Raw genomic sequence first — 14,927 nt, 5'->3', positions numbered from 1 at the left:
GCGGACCGGCAGCCCGGCCGGCAACGGCGGCGAACGCCGCGACACGACAATGGAGACGGAGTAAATCATGGAGAAACTGGCATTCTCGTTCGGCGCCGGCCAAGCGGCGCGCTCGCGCACGGTGACCGGCGTGGTCAGCTCGGGCGACCTGGAAGTGCTGCTGGAACCGGGCGCCGACGGCCGCACTACGGTGGCGGTGCAGACCTCGGTGGACGGCTACGGCGCCACCTGGACGGCGCTGCTGGAACGCGTGTTCGGCGCCGGCGCCCTGCCGGCGGCGCGCATCGAGATCAACGACAACGGCGCGACGCCGGGCGTGGTGCGCATGCGCATCGAGCAGGCCTTCGAAGAAGCACAGCAGATGGGAGCGGCATCATGAGCGTCGACACCGTATCCCACGCCGTGCACCCGGCAGACAGCCCGGCGCCCGCCCCCGACGCCCGCATCGAAGCGCTGCTACGGCGCGACAGCTTCATCGAACGCGGCGCGCGCAGCCGCGCGGGGGCGCTGCTCGACGCGGGCAGCATGCGCGAACTGGCGGGGCCGTTCGAGCGCATCGCCTCGCCCTGGCTGGCCATGCAGGGCCTGGTCACCCAGTCCGACGACGGCGTGGTGGTGGCCAAGGGCTTGCTGGCCGGCCTGCCGACCGTGGTGCTGGCCATCGAGGGCGCGTTCCAGGGCGGCAGCATGGGCGAAGTCGGCGGCGCCAAGATCGCCGGCGCGCTGGAACTGGCGGCGCGCGACAACCGGCGCGGCATCCCGACCCAGGCCGTGATCCTGTTCGAGACCGGCGGCGTGCGCCTGCAGGAAGCCAACCTGGGCCTGGCGGCGATCGCCGAAATCCACGCCGCCATCGTCGACCTGCGCCGCTACCGGCCGGTGATCGGCGTCAGCGCCGGCACGGTCGGCTGCTACGGCGGCATGTCGATCGCGGCCGGGCTGTGCTCGTACCTGGTGCTGACGCGCGAGGCGCGCCTGGGCCTGAACGGGCCGCAGGTGATCGAGCAGGAAGCCGGCGTGGCCGAATTCGATGCGCGCAACCGCGCCCTGGTCTGGGGTCTCACCGGCGGCGAGCAGCGCCACGCCACCGGGCTGGCCGATGCCTGCGTGGACGACGACAGCGGCGCCATCCGCGCCATCGTCGCCGCCCTGTTCGCACGCGGGGTGCCGGCGCAGCACCGCAGCCAGCAGGCGGATGTCTACCTGGCCGCCCTGGCGCGGGCCGCTACCGAAGAACAGCCGACGCCGGCATCGGTCCGCGCCGTCTACCCGGGAGAAGCATGATGGAATCGAATCGAATCGATGGAACGGCCGGCGCCGGCGCGCTGGCGACCGAGGTGAACACGGCGGCGGATGCGGCGCCCCGGCAGGCGCCGTCCTCGCGCGGCGCCATGTGGCTGCGCCTGCTCACCGGCGGCGCCGATGCGCTGCACGACTGGCCGGCGGTGCGGGTCTGCGACGCGCCGCTGAAAGGGCAGCCGGCGCGCTGGATCGCGGTGGTGCCCGACCCATCCAACCGCTTCCCGCGCGCGCGCACCGGCGAGGTCGGCCTGGTCGAGGGCTGGCAGCTGGCGCAGGCGGTGCAGGAGGTGATCGAAATGGACCGCGACGCCGCCGTCAGGCGGCCGATCGTGGCCGTGATCGACGCGCCCAGCCAGGCCTACGGCCGGCGCGAGGAAGCCTTCGGCATCCACCAGGCGCTGGCCGGCGCCGCCGGCGCCTATGCCGAGGCGCGCCTGGCCGGCCATCCGGTGATCGGCCTGGTGGTCGGGCTGGCCATGTCGGGCGCCTTCCTGGCGCACGGCTACCAGGCCAACCGCCTGATCGCGCTGGACGACCCGGCGGTGATGGTGCACGCGATGGGCAAGGCCTCCGCCGCGCGCGTCACGCTGCGTTCGGTGGACGCGCTGGAACGGCTGGCCGCCAGCGTGCCGCCGATGGCCTACGACCTGCGCAGCTTCGCCACCCTCGGCATCCTGTGGCGCGTGCTCGGGCTGACCGATCCCGCCTTGCCGGACGAGCAGGACCTGGCGCTGGTGCACGGCGCGCTGGAAGACGCGCTGGCCGACATCCTGGCCGACCCCGAACGCGGCCTCGAAGGCCGCCTGCAGGGCCGACACCGGCAAGCCTCGCGCCGCGTGCATGCGCTGCTGGAAGCGCAATGGGAGGCCGCCGACTAGGACACCATTCTCTAGCGAAGCAAGTGCACGACGCCGCCGTCCCGAAGGACGCCACAGATCCTGGGGCGGCGGCAACCGAATCCTGGACGTGAGGAGACACACATGATTATCTATGGAACCGCATTGCTGGCCGTATGCCACCTGCTCGGGATCTTCCTGGGCGATTTGCTGGGCGCGCTGCTCGGCGCCAAGACCAACGTCGGCGGGGTCGGCATCGCCATGATCCTGCTGATCTGCGCGCGGCTGTACATGCACCGGCGCGGGCTGATGCCGGAACCCACCGAGATGGGCGTGGCGTTCTGGGGCGCGATGTACATCCCGGTGGTGGTCGCGATGGCGGCCCAGCAGAACGTGGTCTCGGCGCTGCGCGGCGGCCCGGTGGCGCTGCTGGCCGCCTTCGCCACCGTGCTGGCCTGTGCCGGCTGCATCGCCCTGATCAACCGCAGCGAGCGCGACGTGCCGGATGCGCCGTTCGGCGCCGATGCCGACAGCAACCCCAAACCGGGCGCCACGCGCCGCGCCTGAGGAGAACGCCATGATCGAACTGCTGGAAAAAACCGCCAAGCACAACGGCCTGGTGCTGGCCTTCGCCCTGGTCGGCCTGGTGATGCTGGTATCGATGCAGCTGTCGCGCCGCCTGACCTTCGGCCGCGTGCACGGCTCGGCGATCGCCATCGTGATCGGCCTGGCGCTGGCCTACTGGGGCGGCATCCAGACCGGCGGCAAGAACGGCCTGGCCGACGTCTCGCTGTTCGCCGGCGTCGGCCTGATGGGCGGCGCCATGCTGCGCGACTTCGCTATCGTCGCCACCGCCTTCGAGGTGCAGGTGGTGGAAGCGCGCAAGGCCGGCCTGGTCGGCGTCGCCGCGCTGCTGCTCGGCACCGTGCTGCCCTTCACCGTCGGCGCCAGCGTAGCCTGGGCCTTCGGCTACCGCGACGCGGTCAGCCTGACCACCATCGGCGCCGGCGCCGTCACCTACATCGTCGGCCCGGTCACCGGCGCGGCCATCGGCGCCTCGTCCGAGATCATGGCGCTCAGCATCGCCACCGGCCTGGTCAAGGCGATCATGGTGATGGTCGGCACGCCGGCGGCGGCGCGCTTCCTGCGCCTGCGCACGCCGCGCTCGGCGATGGTGTTCGGCGGCCTGGCCGGCACCGTCAGCGGCGTCTCGGCCGGCCTGGCCGCCACCGACCGCCGCCTGGTGCCCTACGGCGCGCTGGTGGCCACCTTCCATACCGGCCTCGGCTGCCTGCTGGGGCCGTCGCTGCTGTTCTTCGCGACCCGTGCGCTGGTCGGCTGACATGGCGGCGCCGCGTCCGCACGACCTACTGTGGCTGGCGCGCGCCGGCGGGTTCACGGCGGCGGCGTCGTGCCGCGCCGGGTGGAGCGTGCGCGGCGCGGTGGGAGGCACGGCCGGCGAGACGGCGGCCGGCGACCCGGCGGCCGGCGCCCCGGACAACGGCGCTGCGGATGCCGGCGCCGCTGCCGGCGCTGGCGCAGCCAGCGACTTGCCATCGTGGCTCGATACACGATGGTTGATGCGGACGCCGCTGGTGGTGCGGCGCGCGCCCGCCCCGCCCGGCCGGGTGGCGGCGGGCGCGCGCGGCCTGCAGCGCAGCCAGCGCTGCGCCGGCCTGGCCGACCTGGGTGCGCTGGCGCGCCGCGTCACGCCGGAGCAGCTGGCGGCCGGGCTGCGCGGCCCCGGCGACGGACGCCCGCGCCAGGCTGCGGAAGGACTGCCCTGCATCGCCGCCCTGCTGCTGCTCGCGCCGCGCCTGGATGCGCTCGGCCTGGCCTGGGGTCCGGCCGGCGGCGCCGGCTTCTGGCTGGCGACCGGCCTGCCGGTGCTGCGTTCCGGCAGCGACCTCGACCTGCTGGTGCGCGCGCCGGCGGCGCCGCCGGCCGCCACGCTGGCGGCGCTGGCGAAACTGGCGGACGCCGCCCCGTGCCGCCTCGATATCCAGGTCGACACCGGCCACGGCGGCTTCGCCCTGGCGGAACTGGTGCGCGGCGCCGGGCGCGTGCTGCTCAAGACCGCGCGCGGCCCGCTGCTGCTGGCCGATCCGTGGGCTTGGGCCGACGACGGCGGGGCCATGGACGCCGCATGAGCGTCCTGTTCACCTTTCCCGGCCAGGGCGCCCAGCGGCCCGGCATGCTGCATGCGCTGCCGGACCACCCCGAGACCGCGCGCACGCTGGACGAAGCCGGCCGCGCGCTGGGCCGTGCGCCGGACGCACCCTTTCACGTCCTGGCGCTCGACGGCGAAGCCGCGCTGCGCTCGACCGTCGCCGTGCAACTGTGCCTGCTGGTGGCCGGGGTGGCCATGGCGCGTGTGCTGGCCGCGCACGGCGCCGGTCCGCGGATGGTGGCCGGCCTGTCGATCGGCGCCTGGCCGGCGGCGGTGACGGCCGGCGTGCTCGATTTCGCCGATGCCGTGCGCCTGGTGCGGCTGCGCGCCACGCTGATGGAAGACGCCTATCCGCGCGGCTACGGCATGAGCGCGATCGCCGGCCTGACGGCGCGCCAGCTGGCGCCGCTGCTGGCCGCGGTGCACACGCCGGCCACGCCGGTGTACCTGGCCAACCTGAACGGCGAGCGCCAGCTGGTGGCGGCGGGTTCCGACGCCGCGCTGGCCGCGCTGGCCGGCCTGGCGCTGCAGCACGGCGCGCTGCGCGCCGAACGGCTGGCGGTGCCGGTGCCGTCGCATTGCGCGCTGCTGGCCGACCAGGCCGGCCGGCTGGCGGCCGCCATGGAAATGGTGCCGCTGCGCCGTCCCCAGCTCACCTACGTCAGCAGCAGCGCCGCGCGCGCCCTGTTCGACGGCGCCCGCATCGGCGCCGACCTGGCCGCAAACATGGCGCACCCGGTGCTGTGGGCCGACACGGTGCGCCACGCCTGGGAACGCGGCGCGCGCCTGGCGCTGGAAATGCCGAGCGGCTCGGTGCTCACGCGCCTGGCGGAGCCGGTGTTCGGCGCCGGCCTGGCACTGGCTTGCGAGGGCCGGCGCATCGACGACCTGGTCGCGGCGGTGCGGGGCGAAGACGCCGTCGGCGCCTGACCGGCGGCAGCACGATCGCCGCCGCGCCCGCTGTGGTGCCCGCTGTAGTGCCCGCAGTCGCGCCGCAATAGCGGAAAAAGCGGTTCCAAAAAATCAATGATCGCGTTAGAATGCGAATCATTCTCATTTGCGTTCGCCTTGACCCCGCGCACGCCCTCCCTTCCCACACCGATAACAACCTGCATGACGACTTTGCCTCCGCGCCTGCCCCTGTGCGCCCTGCTCGCGCTCGCCTTTCCCGCTCTTCCCTCGTTCGGCCAGGCCCAGTCCCTGCCCGCCGCCGATGAACCCGTCACCCACGCCGTGGTCGTCACCGGCGCCCGCATCGACGAGCGCTACGGCGCCGGCCAGGCCGGCGTCGCCAAGGGCAGCCCAAGCCTGCGCGAGACGCCGCAATCGGTGACGGTGCTGACGCGCGAGCGCCTCGACGACCAGAACCTGCGTTCGCTCGACGAAGCGCTGCAGGCCAACACCGGCATCGTCGTCGAGCAGGGCAGCAGCTACGAGCGCAGCTTCTATTCGCGCGGCTTCCTGGTGGACACCGTGCAGTACGACGGCGTGCCGACCCAGCGCGGCAACGGCTTCGCCATCAGCCCCGACCTGGCGGTGTTCGACCGGGTCGAGGTGCTGCGCGGGCCGGCCGGCCTGTTCAACGGCGCCGGCCAGCCGGGCGGCACCGTCAACCTGGTGCGCAAGCGCCCGCTCAAGGCGGCGCAACTTGCCGCCCGGCTGAGCGCCGGCCGCTGGGACGACTACCGCGCCGAGGGCGACGCCAGCGTGCTGCTGAACGCGGCCGGCACGCTGCGCGCGCGCGTGGTGGGCGTGGGCCAGGAACGCAAGTTCTTCTACGACGCGGCGAACACCCGCCACCGCGTCGGCTACGCGGTGTTCGAAGCCGACCTCGGCCCCGCCACCACGCTCGGCGCCGGCGTCGACGTCGAGCGCAACGTCATGCGACCGTTCTACGGCGGCCTGCCGCGCTACAGCGACGGGCGCGACCTCGACCTGCCGCGCGACACCTACCTGAACGCCGCCTGGTCGCACACCGACGTCAAGACCACCACCGCCTTCGCCGACCTGCGCCACCGTCTCCAGGCCGGCTGGAACGCCAAGCTGGGCGTGACCCACATGCGCGAGTCCAACGACGACCTGAGCGGCTCGGCCTTCGGCACCGTGAACCTCGCGACCGGCGCGCGCCCGGCGCTGTCCTCGTTCGGCCAGAAGCTGGTGGGCGACCAGGACGCCGTCGACGCCACGCTGGAAGGCGGTTTCGACGCCTTCGGCCGCCGCCACGACGTGCTGGTGGGCGCCAACTGGCAGCAGCGCGACTACGACCTCGCCAGCCAGCTGTACCGCGTCGCCAATCCATCGATCGATCCATTTGCCTTCGATCCGTTCGCCTATGCGGTGGCGCCGACCGTGCCGGCGCGCGCCGCCGCCCACACCCACAACCTGCTGCGCCAGTCCGGCGTGTACGGATCGCTGCGGCTGGCGCTGGCCGAGCGCGTCAAGCTGGTGCTGGGCGGGCGCGTCAGCAACTTCGAAACCAGCACGCGCAACCTGGTCACCAACGTCTGGACCATCGCGCCGTTCGAGGAAAACCACAAGTTCACGCCCTACGGCGCCCTGAGCGTCGACCTGGCGCGCGACTGGACCGGCTATCTCAGCTACGCCGAGATCTTCCGCTCGCAGGCCAACCTGGTCACCGCCGGCGGCCAGCCCCTGAAGGCGGCCACCGGCAGCAATGTCGAAGCCGGATTGAAAGGCGAACTGGCGGGCGGGCGCCTGAACGCGGCGCTGGCGCTGTTCCGCGTGATCGAGGATAACCGCTCGCAGGTCGACCCCGGCCAGCCGACGCCCTGCCCGGCCTCGCCGCTAGGTGGGTCCTGCTACGTCGCCGAAGGCAAGGTGCGCAGCCAGGGCCTGGACGCGGAACTCAACGGCGGCCTGCTGCCGGGCGTGGAACTGGCCGCCGGCTATACCTTCAACCAGACCCGCTATCTGCGCGACCGCACCGCCACCGGCACGGCCAGCGCCAACGAGAACCAGCCGCTGTCGACCTTCACGCCCAGGCACATCGCGCGCCTGTGGGCCAACTGGCAGCCGCCAGGGGCCTGGTCGGCCTGGAGCGCGGGCGCCGGCGTCAACGCCCAGAGCCTGGCCTACAAGACCAGCGGCGCGCTGCGCATCGAGCAGCGCGGCTACGCGCTATGGTCGGGCCGCGTCGGCTACCGCATCGACCGCAACCTCGACCTCGCCGTCAACCTGAACAACCTGTTCGACAAGCGCTACTACCGCACGCTGGGCAGCACCGGCGGCGGCAACTGGTACGGCGAACCGCGCAACCTCGCCGCCACGCTGCGCGCCACCTTCTGAGGACACCATGAACGCAGTCGACATGTCCGACCATCCCGCCGCGCCGAGGCCGGCACCGAAGCAGCGCCGCGCCGGGATCACCCTGCGCCAACGCGGCGCGGTCGCCGCGCGCGCGCTGGCCGCGATCCTGGGCGGCTACGGCGTCGCCGCGCTGTCCACCAACGCCCTGGCGGCCGTGCTGCCGCTGCGCCCGGTGGAGGCGGTGGTCAGCGCCACCCTGACCGGGCTGGCCGTGTACCCGTGCGCGGCGATGTGGGCCTTCGCCGCCCGCAGCGCCACCCGCGCCTGGGTCGGCCTGGCGCTGTTCGCCGTCGTTCCGGGCCTGGTGCTGCTGGCCCGCAGCGGAGGCCAGTCATGAAGGAAGGCTTCCGCCAGTCGATGGCATGGCTGCACACCTGGTCCGGCCTGCTGGTCGGCTGGGTGCTGTTCATGGTGTTCGCCACCGGCACCGCCAGCTACTTCCGCGACGAGATCACGCTGTGGATGAAACCCGAGCTGCACGCCGCGGCATCGGTCCCGGCGACGCAGGAAACCGCCATTGCCAACGCCCAGCGCGTGCTGGAACACAAGGCGGCCGGCGGCCGGCGCTGGTACGTCACCATGCCGAGCGAGCGCGACCCGACCGTGCGCGCCAGCTGGGTGCCGGCGCCGAAGCCGCAACCTGGGGCGGACGGCCAGGCCGGCGCCAGGAAGGAAGAACCGAAGCGCGGCCAGCGCCAGTTCGGCAGCGCCGTGCTCGACCCGGCCAGCGGCCAGGAATTGGGCAAGGCGCGCGCCACGCAGGGCGGCGACTTCTTCTTCCGCCTGCACTTCGACCTGCACTACATGCCCGCCATCTGGGGCCGCTGGATCGTGGGTTGCTGCGCCATGTTCATGCTGGTGGCGATCCTGTCGGGCATCGTCACCCATAAACGCATCTTCAAGGATTTCTTCACCTTCCGGCCCGGCAAGGGACAGCGTTCCTGGCTCGACGCCCACAACGTCAGCGCCGTGCTGGCGCTGCCCTACCACCTGATGATCACCTACACCGGCCTGGTCACCTTGATGTTCCTGTACCTGCCGGGCGGCGTGCAGGCCGTGTACCAGGACCGCACCGATGCTTTCTACGCCGACCTGAACGGCGGGCCGGCCGGCAACGCCAAGCCGTCCGGCGAGCGCGCGCCGCTGGCGCCCCTGGCGCCGATGCTGGCGCAGGCCAGCGCCGCCTGGCATGGCGCGCCGGTGGGCCGGGTCACCGTCAACCTGGCCGGCGATGCGCGCGCCACGGTGACGGTGGTCCAGGGCGAGGGCCACGGCATCGGCAACGACCTGCCGACCATGACCTTCGACGGCGTCAGCGGCACGCTGCAGTCGCGCACCGGAGAGAACGGCGCCGCCGTGGCCACGCGCGGCGTCATGGTTGGCCTGCACGTGGGCCGCTTCGCCGATCCGCTGCTGCGCGCCTTGTTCTTCCTGTCCGGCCTGGCCGGCTGCGTGATGGTGGCCACCGGGCTCTTGATGTGGGCGGTGAAGGAACGGCCCAAGCTGGCCAAGCTGCGCAAGCAGGGGGAAGCGGGGTTCGCCAGCGGCGTCGGCCTGCGCCTGGTCGACGGCCTCAACCTGGGCGCAGTGGCCGGCCTGCCGCTGGCGATGGCCGCCTTTTTCTGGGCCAACCGCCTGCTGCCGAACGCAGTCGCGCAGCGCGCCGACGCCGAGATCGGCTGGTTCTTCGCGGTGTGGGGCGTGGCCGCGCTGGCGGCGCTGTTGCTGCCCAGGCGCTGGATGTGGCAGCTGCAGCTGGGCCTGGGCGGCCTGCTGTTCGCGCTGCTGCCGCTCTTGAACGCAGCCACGGGCGGCGCCGGCCTGGCGCGCAGCATCGGCATGGGCCTGTGGGCGGTGGCCGGCTTCGACCTGGTGACGCTGCTGCTCGGGCTGGCGCTGGTGGCCGCCGCGCTGCGCCTGCGCAGGACGCCGGCGCGCGCCGTGCGCCTGGCCGGGAGCGCGGCATGAGCGCGCTCGTTCCGATGCTGGCGCTGGGGGCGCTGGGCGCCGCGACCGGCGGTTTCTGTTCCCTCAGCCTGGCGATGGACCGCCACTGGGAGGGACTGCACGGCCGCGGCAGCGCGCCCTCGCCGCTGCGGCGGCGCCAGCTGCGCATCCTGGGCAGCGTGGCGCTGCTGGTGGCGCTGGCGGCGTGCGTGGCGCTGTGGGGCGGCGCCAAGGGCGTCGTCGCCTGGCTGGGCGTGTTGACGGCGGGGGCGCTGGTATCGGCCTTGAGCCTGACCTATGCGGGGCGCGCGGTGGCCAGGCTGGGATGGGTTGCCGGGACGATTGCGCTGGTGTCACTGGCGGGGGCGCTGGTGGCGTAGCTGCCATGACCGAAGCCACAAATCGGTGGTTCAGGGAGGATCGGCAATCGCCCTTTCCCGCGCGCTTCCGGCCTTTTCCGCCGCCACCTTTTGCAGCACCTCCAGGATATCCTCGCCCTTCACCGGCTTGACGAAATGCCGGTCGAACCCCGCCGCCAGCGCGCGCCGGCGGTCCTCGGCCTGGCCGTAGCCGCTGACCGCGACCAGCGGCGCGTGCTCCATGCCGGGCAGGCGGCGCAGGCGCGCGGCCAGTTCGTGGCCGTCGAATTCGGGCAGGCCGATGTCGAGCACGCACAGGTCCGGGCGCGTGCGCGCCGCGTGCTCCAGCGCGCGCGCCGGGCTGTGCCAGACCGTGGGACGGTGGCCGAGCGCCTCGACGAACATCGCCAGGATCTGGGCCGCGTCCACGTTGTCGTCGACGATCATGACTTCCAGCGCCGCCGCGCCGGCCGCACCGGCCTGCGCATCGGCCGGCGGCGCGGCTTCGGCGGGATCGCGCCGGCGCGGCAGCCGGATGGCGAAGCGGCTGCCCTGTCCGGGGCCGGCGCTGTGCGCCTCGACGCGGCCGCCGTGCAGCTCGACCAGGCTGCGCACCAGCGCCAGCCCGATGCCCAGGCCGCCCTGGGAACGGTCGATGCTGCGCTCGCCCTGCGAAAACAGGTCGAAGGCGCGCTTGACCAGCTCGGGCGCCATGCCGATGCCGTCGTCCAGCACGTCGACCGTGATGCCGTCGCCGCCCTCGTCCACCCGCATCTCGACCGCCAGCCGGCCGCCGGCCGGCGTGTACTTGGCGGCGTTGCCGAGCACGTTGGCGAAGATCTGCACCAGGCGCTTGCGGTCGCCCAGCACCGCCGCGTCCTGCGGCGGCAGCTCCAACGTCAACTGGTGGCCCTTGGCGGCGATCAGCGGACGCACCTGCTCGACCGCCTCGGCCACCACGCCGGCCAGCGCCACCGGCGCCCGGTGCAGCGTGATGTGGCCGCGGGTGACGCGCGAGACGTCCAGCAGGTCGTCGATCAGGCCGCTCATGTGGCTGGCCTGGCGCGCGATGATCGCGGTGACCTGGCGCACGCGCGCCTCGTCCGGCGTGCCGATGGTGAGGAAGTCGGCCGCGGCGGTGATCGGCGCCAGCGGATTGCGCAGTTCGTGCGCCAGCATCGCCAGGAACTCGTCCTTCCGCTGGTCGGCTTCGCGCAGCGTGTCGGCCAGCGCGCGGAACTGCGCCTCGCTGGCGCGCAGCGCATCCTCGGCCTGCTTTTGCCGGCTGACGTCGACCACCACGCCCGGCAGCCAGGCCGGCTGGCCATCGGCATCCGCGCTGACCTTGCCGCGCGCCAGCAGGTGGCGCCAGCCGCCGTCCGCCAGGCGCACGCGGTAACGGCATTCGTAGGCTTCGCCGGACGCCACCGAGGCGCGGATCGCCGCCTGCACCGGTTCCAGGTCGTCGGCGTGGATCGCGCCCAGGTAGGCGGCCAGCGGCCCGCCGTCGGCATCCGCGGTCGACACGCCGAAGATCGCCGCCAAGTTGCGGTCGGCGTACACGCGGTCGGCGCGGATGTCGTAGGTCCAGGTGCCGATGTCGGCCGCCACCAGCGCCGCCTTCTGGCGCAGGCGCGCGTCGCGCAGCGCCGCCTCGTTCTGCTTTTGCTGGTGGATGTCGGTGCAGGTGCCCATCCAGCGCACGATACGCCCGCCGGCGTCGCGGATCGGCTGCGCGTGCCCCAGCATCCAGCGGTATTGTCCGCTGTGGTGGCGCAGCCGGTATTCGATCTCGTAGGGCGCGCCGCTGGCCAGCGAGTGGCGCCAGGCGGCCCAGGCGCGTTCCTGGTCGTCCGCGTGGAACATGCCGTTCCAGCCGTCGCCGTCGGTGGAACCCGGCCGCATGCCGGTGAAGTCGTACCAGCGCCGGTTGTAGTAGTCGTGGAAGCCGTCCGGCAGCGTCGACCACACCAGCTGCGGCATGGCGTCGGCGATGGCGCGGAAGCGCGGGTCGCTGCCGAAAGTGGCGGCGCACTCCGGCAGCGTGCAGGAAAGGCCGTGCACGCTGCCGTCCAGGTCGCGCAGCGGCGCGCACGACATCGGCGGCGCCTGGCCGGCGCGGCCGTCGGCGGGTGTGCCGAAGCCCGGCGTGGCGACGCCCGGCGTGGCGACGCCCGGCGTGGCGACGCGCGGCTGTCCCAGCTGGAAGGCGACCTGCGGCAGGTCGGCCAGCGCCGGGCGCAGCGCGTCCCAGGCCTGCGGCCAGGCCTGTTCCAGCGGACGTCCCAGCGCGGCCGGATGCAGGCTGCCCAGCAGCGAGGTGCAGGCATCGTTGTACAGCAAGATGTGGCGCGGCCCCCACACCAGGAACGCCGGCGCCGCCGCGTCGAGCATGAAGCGCACCGCGTGGCGCAGCACGACGGGCCAGTCCTGCATGGCGCCGAGCGCGCTGGCGCCCTGGCTGGACAACATGCGCTCGACGGCGCCCTGCGGAAAGAAGCTGGTGTGTGGATGGAAATCGGTCATGGCGGCGTCCGGCGGAAAAGCGATGATCCTGGCGTGTTCGTCAGTTTCATCAATTCTATCAGTTTTCCACATGGCAACTAGATGAATTTCAATCGTGCGTCGCGTGCGTACATCCGTTGCGGCGGCCGGACGGCGCCATGCGCTTCAGGCGTATGGCGTGCCCGCCATCGCGGCGCCGATGCCGCGGCTGCCGCGGTCGACCAGCGCCAGGAACGCCGCCTGCGCCGCTGGCGCATCGTGGCCGGCGCGGTAGACGCCGTGCGCTTCGATCAAGGCCGCGCTCCAGGTGGCCAGCAGCAGGCCCGCCGCCAGCCGCGCATCCGGATCGTGCGGCGCCCTGCCCGCCGTCGCCGCCAGGGTCTGCGCGATCATGCCGGCGATTTCGTCGCGGATCGCCCGCGCGCGCGCCTGCAGCGTGGCGCTGCCCTCGACCGTGGCGGCGAAGCGTTCGCTGTCGGGGCTGAAGCGTAGGCTCGGGCTATCCTCGGCCACCAGCCGGTGCGCCAGGCGGCGCAGGGTCTCGACCGGGCCGACGGCAGGGTCGCGCTCCTGCAGGCTGCGGCGCAGCATCTCGCGCAACGCCTCGTCGCGGTCGAACAGCATGTCTTCCTTGCGCGGGAAGTGATTGAACACCGTCATGCGCCCGACGTCGGCGGCGGCGGCGATCTGGTCCACGGTCACGTGGTCGAAGCCGCGCTCCAGGAACAGGCGCGTGGCGGCGTCCGAAATACCCTGGCGGGTGGCCAGGCGCTTGCGCGAGCGGAGGTCGGAAGGCATTGACATGACGGCGATGCTAGCATAGTTTATATATACCGGGTATATTTTCATACCCAGTCTATTTTTATTGAATTCGTCATCTCCCATGAATCGCCATCACCCACATCACGACGTCATCGTCGCCGGCGCCGGTCCGGTCGGCCTGTTCCTCGCCTGCGAACTGGCGCTCGCCGGCTGCTCGGTGCTGGTGCTGGAACAGGCCGCCCAGGCCGATGCGCCGATGAAGCGGCTGCCGTTCGGCATCCGCGGCCTGTCGGCGCCGTCCGTCGAGGCGCTGGCGCGGCGCGGCCTGCTGGAGCAGCTGGAAGTGCCGCGCCGCCTGAAGCATCCGTTCGGCGATCCGGCGCGCATGCCGGCGCCGCCGGCGCGGCGCCAGATAGGCCATTTCGCCGGCCTGCCGTTCTTCGACGAGGACATCGAGCGCGCGCGCTGGACGCGGCGCCTGCCGGGTTCGCTCGACACCAGCATGCTCTCCGAGATGGCGGAACTGGAAAGCGTGCTGGCGCACCGCGCGCAGGCGCTGGGGGTGACGATCCGCCGCGGCGCCGCCATCGCCGGCGTCGAGCAGGATGCCGGCGGCGTCACCGTGCGGGCCGGCGGCGAGCTTGCGGACGGCGGCATGACGTACAGCGAAACGCTGCGCGCCGGCTGGCTGGTCGGCTGCGACGGCGCGCGCAGCACGGTGCGCAAGCTGGGCGGCTTCGACTTCGCCGGCACCGAACCGGAGTTCACCGGCTATTCGGCGCAGGTGGACCTGGCCGATCCCGAGCGCCTGCCCCCCGGCCGTACCCTGACCGCGACCGGCATGTTCTTCCAGTCGCAGCCCGGCTTTTTGGTCATGCAAGAATTCGACGGCGGCGCCGGCCATGGCGCCACGCCGCCCACCCTGGAGCAGGTGCAGGCGGTGCTGCGGCGCGTGTCGGGTACCGATGTGGGCGTGAGCGCCCTGCACGCGGCCAGCACCTGGACCGACCGCGCGCGCCAGGCCACCCGCTACCGCAGGGGCCGCGTGCTGCTGGCCGGGGACGCCGCCCACATCCACGCGCCGCTCGGCGGCCAGGGCCTGAACCTGGGGCTGGGCGACGCCATGAACCTGGGCTGGAAGCTGGCCGCCACTGTCCAGGGACGTGCGCCGGACGGCTTGCTGGACACCTACGAGGCCGAACGTCACCCGCCCGGTGCGCGCGTGCTGGACTGGTCGCGCGCGCAGGTGGCGCTGATGCGGCCCGACCCGGGGGCGCGGGCGCTGAGCGCGATCGTGCGCGAACTGCTGCAGACGCGCGACGGCGCGACCCATGTCGCCGGGAGGATCTGGGGGGTCGATACGCGTGTCGACCTGGGAGAAAAGGCCGACGCCCATCCGCTTGCGGGTTACAGCGTGCCGCGCTTCGAGCTGGAAGATGGCAGGCGCGTGGACGACCTGCTGCGCGACGGGCGTGGGTTGCTGCTGGATTTCGGTGGGGATGCCGGATTGGCCGGTCTGGCGTCCGGGTATGCCGAACGAGTCGATTATGTCGCCGGCCCGGCCCGGGAGCAGCTGGGGATCTCCGCGCTACTGGTGCGGCCGGATGGGATCGTGGCTTGGGCAGGTGATGATGAAGGCTGTCCGGCGGGTGCCGAGCCCGCCTTGGCGCGATGGTTCACGCCCTTGTAGGGTGGGCGGGTTTCCCGTCCACGCATCCA

Annotated in this window: 14 protein-coding genes; 12 read left to right on the top strand and 2 right to left on the bottom strand. The window is 72.9% G+C overall.

The genetic code is table 11. The features are described from left to right. Nucleotides 1–67 precede the first annotated feature (67 nt). The 11 genes from HH212_RS20650 to HH212_RS20600 all read left to right on the top strand — a co-directional run bounded on the left by HH212_RS20650 (nucleotide 68) and on the right by HH212_RS20600 (nucleotide 9,962). On the top strand, nucleotides 68–379 hold the full coding sequence (locus HH212_RS20650; protein WP_170204216.1) for a malonate decarboxylase subunit delta: 312 nt from the start codon (nucleotides 68–70) through the stop codon (nucleotides 377–379). After that, a complete protein-coding gene (locus HH212_RS20645) occupies nucleotides 376–1,284 on the top strand; it encodes a biotin-independent malonate decarboxylase subunit beta (RefSeq protein WP_170204215.1) in 909 nt (302 codons plus the stop codon). Before HH212_RS20650 ends, HH212_RS20645 begins: the two co-directional genes overlap by 4 nt. Nucleotides 1,285–1,391: 107 nt before the next feature. Then, the gene (mdcE, locus tag HH212_RS20640) at nucleotides 1,392–2,180 is read left to right on the top strand and encodes a biotin-independent malonate decarboxylase subunit gamma (protein ID WP_229217759.1); all 789 of its coding nucleotides are present in this window, start codon (nucleotides 1,392–1,394) and stop codon (nucleotides 2,178–2,180) included. 102 nt (nucleotides 2,181–2,282) lie between these two features. Beyond that, nucleotides 2,283–2,705, top strand: coding sequence for a malonate transporter subunit MadL (gene madL / locus HH212_RS20635; protein ID WP_170204214.1), 423 nt, complete (start codon nucleotides 2,283–2,285; stop codon nucleotides 2,703–2,705). 10 nt (nucleotides 2,706–2,715) lie between these two features. Beyond that, nucleotides 2,716–3,480 (top strand): malonate transporter subunit MadM, encoded by a 765-nt coding sequence (gene madM / locus HH212_RS20630; protein WP_170204213.1) that lies wholly within the window; start codon nucleotides 2,716–2,718, stop codon nucleotides 3,478–3,480. Then, nucleotides 3,464–4,288: a malonate decarboxylase holo-ACP synthase gene (locus HH212_RS20625; RefSeq protein ID WP_211172383.1), complete on the top strand. Its 825-nt coding sequence runs from the start codon at nucleotides 3,464–3,466 to the stop codon at nucleotides 4,286–4,288. The genes madM and HH212_RS20625 overlap by 17 nt, the downstream gene beginning before the upstream one ends. After that, complete coding sequence (gene mdcH / locus HH212_RS20620; protein WP_170204212.1) at nucleotides 4,285–5,238, top strand: malonate decarboxylase subunit epsilon; 954 nt, start codon at nucleotides 4,285–4,287, stop codon at nucleotides 5,236–5,238. The genes HH212_RS20625 and mdcH overlap by 4 nt, the downstream gene beginning before the upstream one ends. A 183-nt stretch (nucleotides 5,239–5,421) precedes the next feature. Then, a complete protein-coding gene (locus tag HH212_RS20615) occupies nucleotides 5,422–7,614 on the top strand; it encodes a TonB-dependent siderophore receptor (RefSeq protein ID WP_170204211.1) in 2,193 nt (730 codons plus the stop codon). Between the two features lie 7 nt (nucleotides 7,615–7,621). After that, the gene (locus tag HH212_RS20610; protein WP_229217384.1) at nucleotides 7,622–7,972 is read left to right on the top strand and encodes a DUF3649 domain-containing protein; all 351 of its coding nucleotides are present in this window, start codon (nucleotides 7,622–7,624) and stop codon (nucleotides 7,970–7,972) included. Beyond that, nucleotides 7,969–9,603, top strand: a complete 1,635-nt coding sequence (locus HH212_RS20605; RefSeq protein WP_170204210.1) for a PepSY-associated TM helix domain-containing protein — start codon at nucleotides 7,969–7,971, stop codon at nucleotides 9,601–9,603. Before HH212_RS20610 ends, HH212_RS20605 begins: the two co-directional genes overlap by 4 nt. After that, nucleotides 9,600–9,962 (top strand): DUF3325 domain-containing protein, encoded by a 363-nt coding sequence (locus HH212_RS20600; protein WP_229217383.1) that lies wholly within the window; start codon nucleotides 9,600–9,602, stop codon nucleotides 9,960–9,962. Before HH212_RS20605 ends, HH212_RS20600 begins: the two co-directional genes overlap by 4 nt. 30 nt (nucleotides 9,963–9,992) lie before the next feature. On the opposite strand, the gene HH212_RS20595 is transcribed toward HH212_RS20600, so the two are convergent. After that, nucleotides 9,993–12,467, bottom strand: coding sequence for a hybrid sensor histidine kinase/response regulator (locus HH212_RS20595; protein ID WP_170204209.1), 2,475 nt, complete (start codon nucleotides 12,465–12,467; stop codon nucleotides 9,993–9,995). A gap of 144 nt (nucleotides 12,468–12,611) precedes the next feature. Beyond that, nucleotides 12,612–13,244, bottom strand: coding sequence for a TetR/AcrR family transcriptional regulator (locus HH212_RS20590; protein WP_229217382.1), 633 nt, complete (start codon nucleotides 13,242–13,244; stop codon nucleotides 12,612–12,614). An 85-nt stretch (nucleotides 13,245–13,329) separates the two neighbouring features. Between HH212_RS20590 and HH212_RS20585 the strand changes: the two genes are divergently transcribed. After that, nucleotides 13,330–14,898: an FAD-dependent oxidoreductase gene (locus HH212_RS20585; protein ID WP_170204207.1), complete on the top strand. Its 1,569-nt coding sequence runs from the start codon at nucleotides 13,330–13,332 to the stop codon at nucleotides 14,896–14,898. Nucleotides 14,899–14,927: the final 29 nt, after the last annotated feature.

Source organism: Massilia forsythiae, from assembly GCF_012849555.1.
GTDB classification, from domain to species: Bacteria; Pseudomonadota; Gammaproteobacteria; order Burkholderiales; family Burkholderiaceae_D; genus Telluria; species Telluria forsythiae.
Note: the sequence above shows the minus strand (reverse complement) of the source record. Positions and strands in the feature narration are given on the sequence as shown.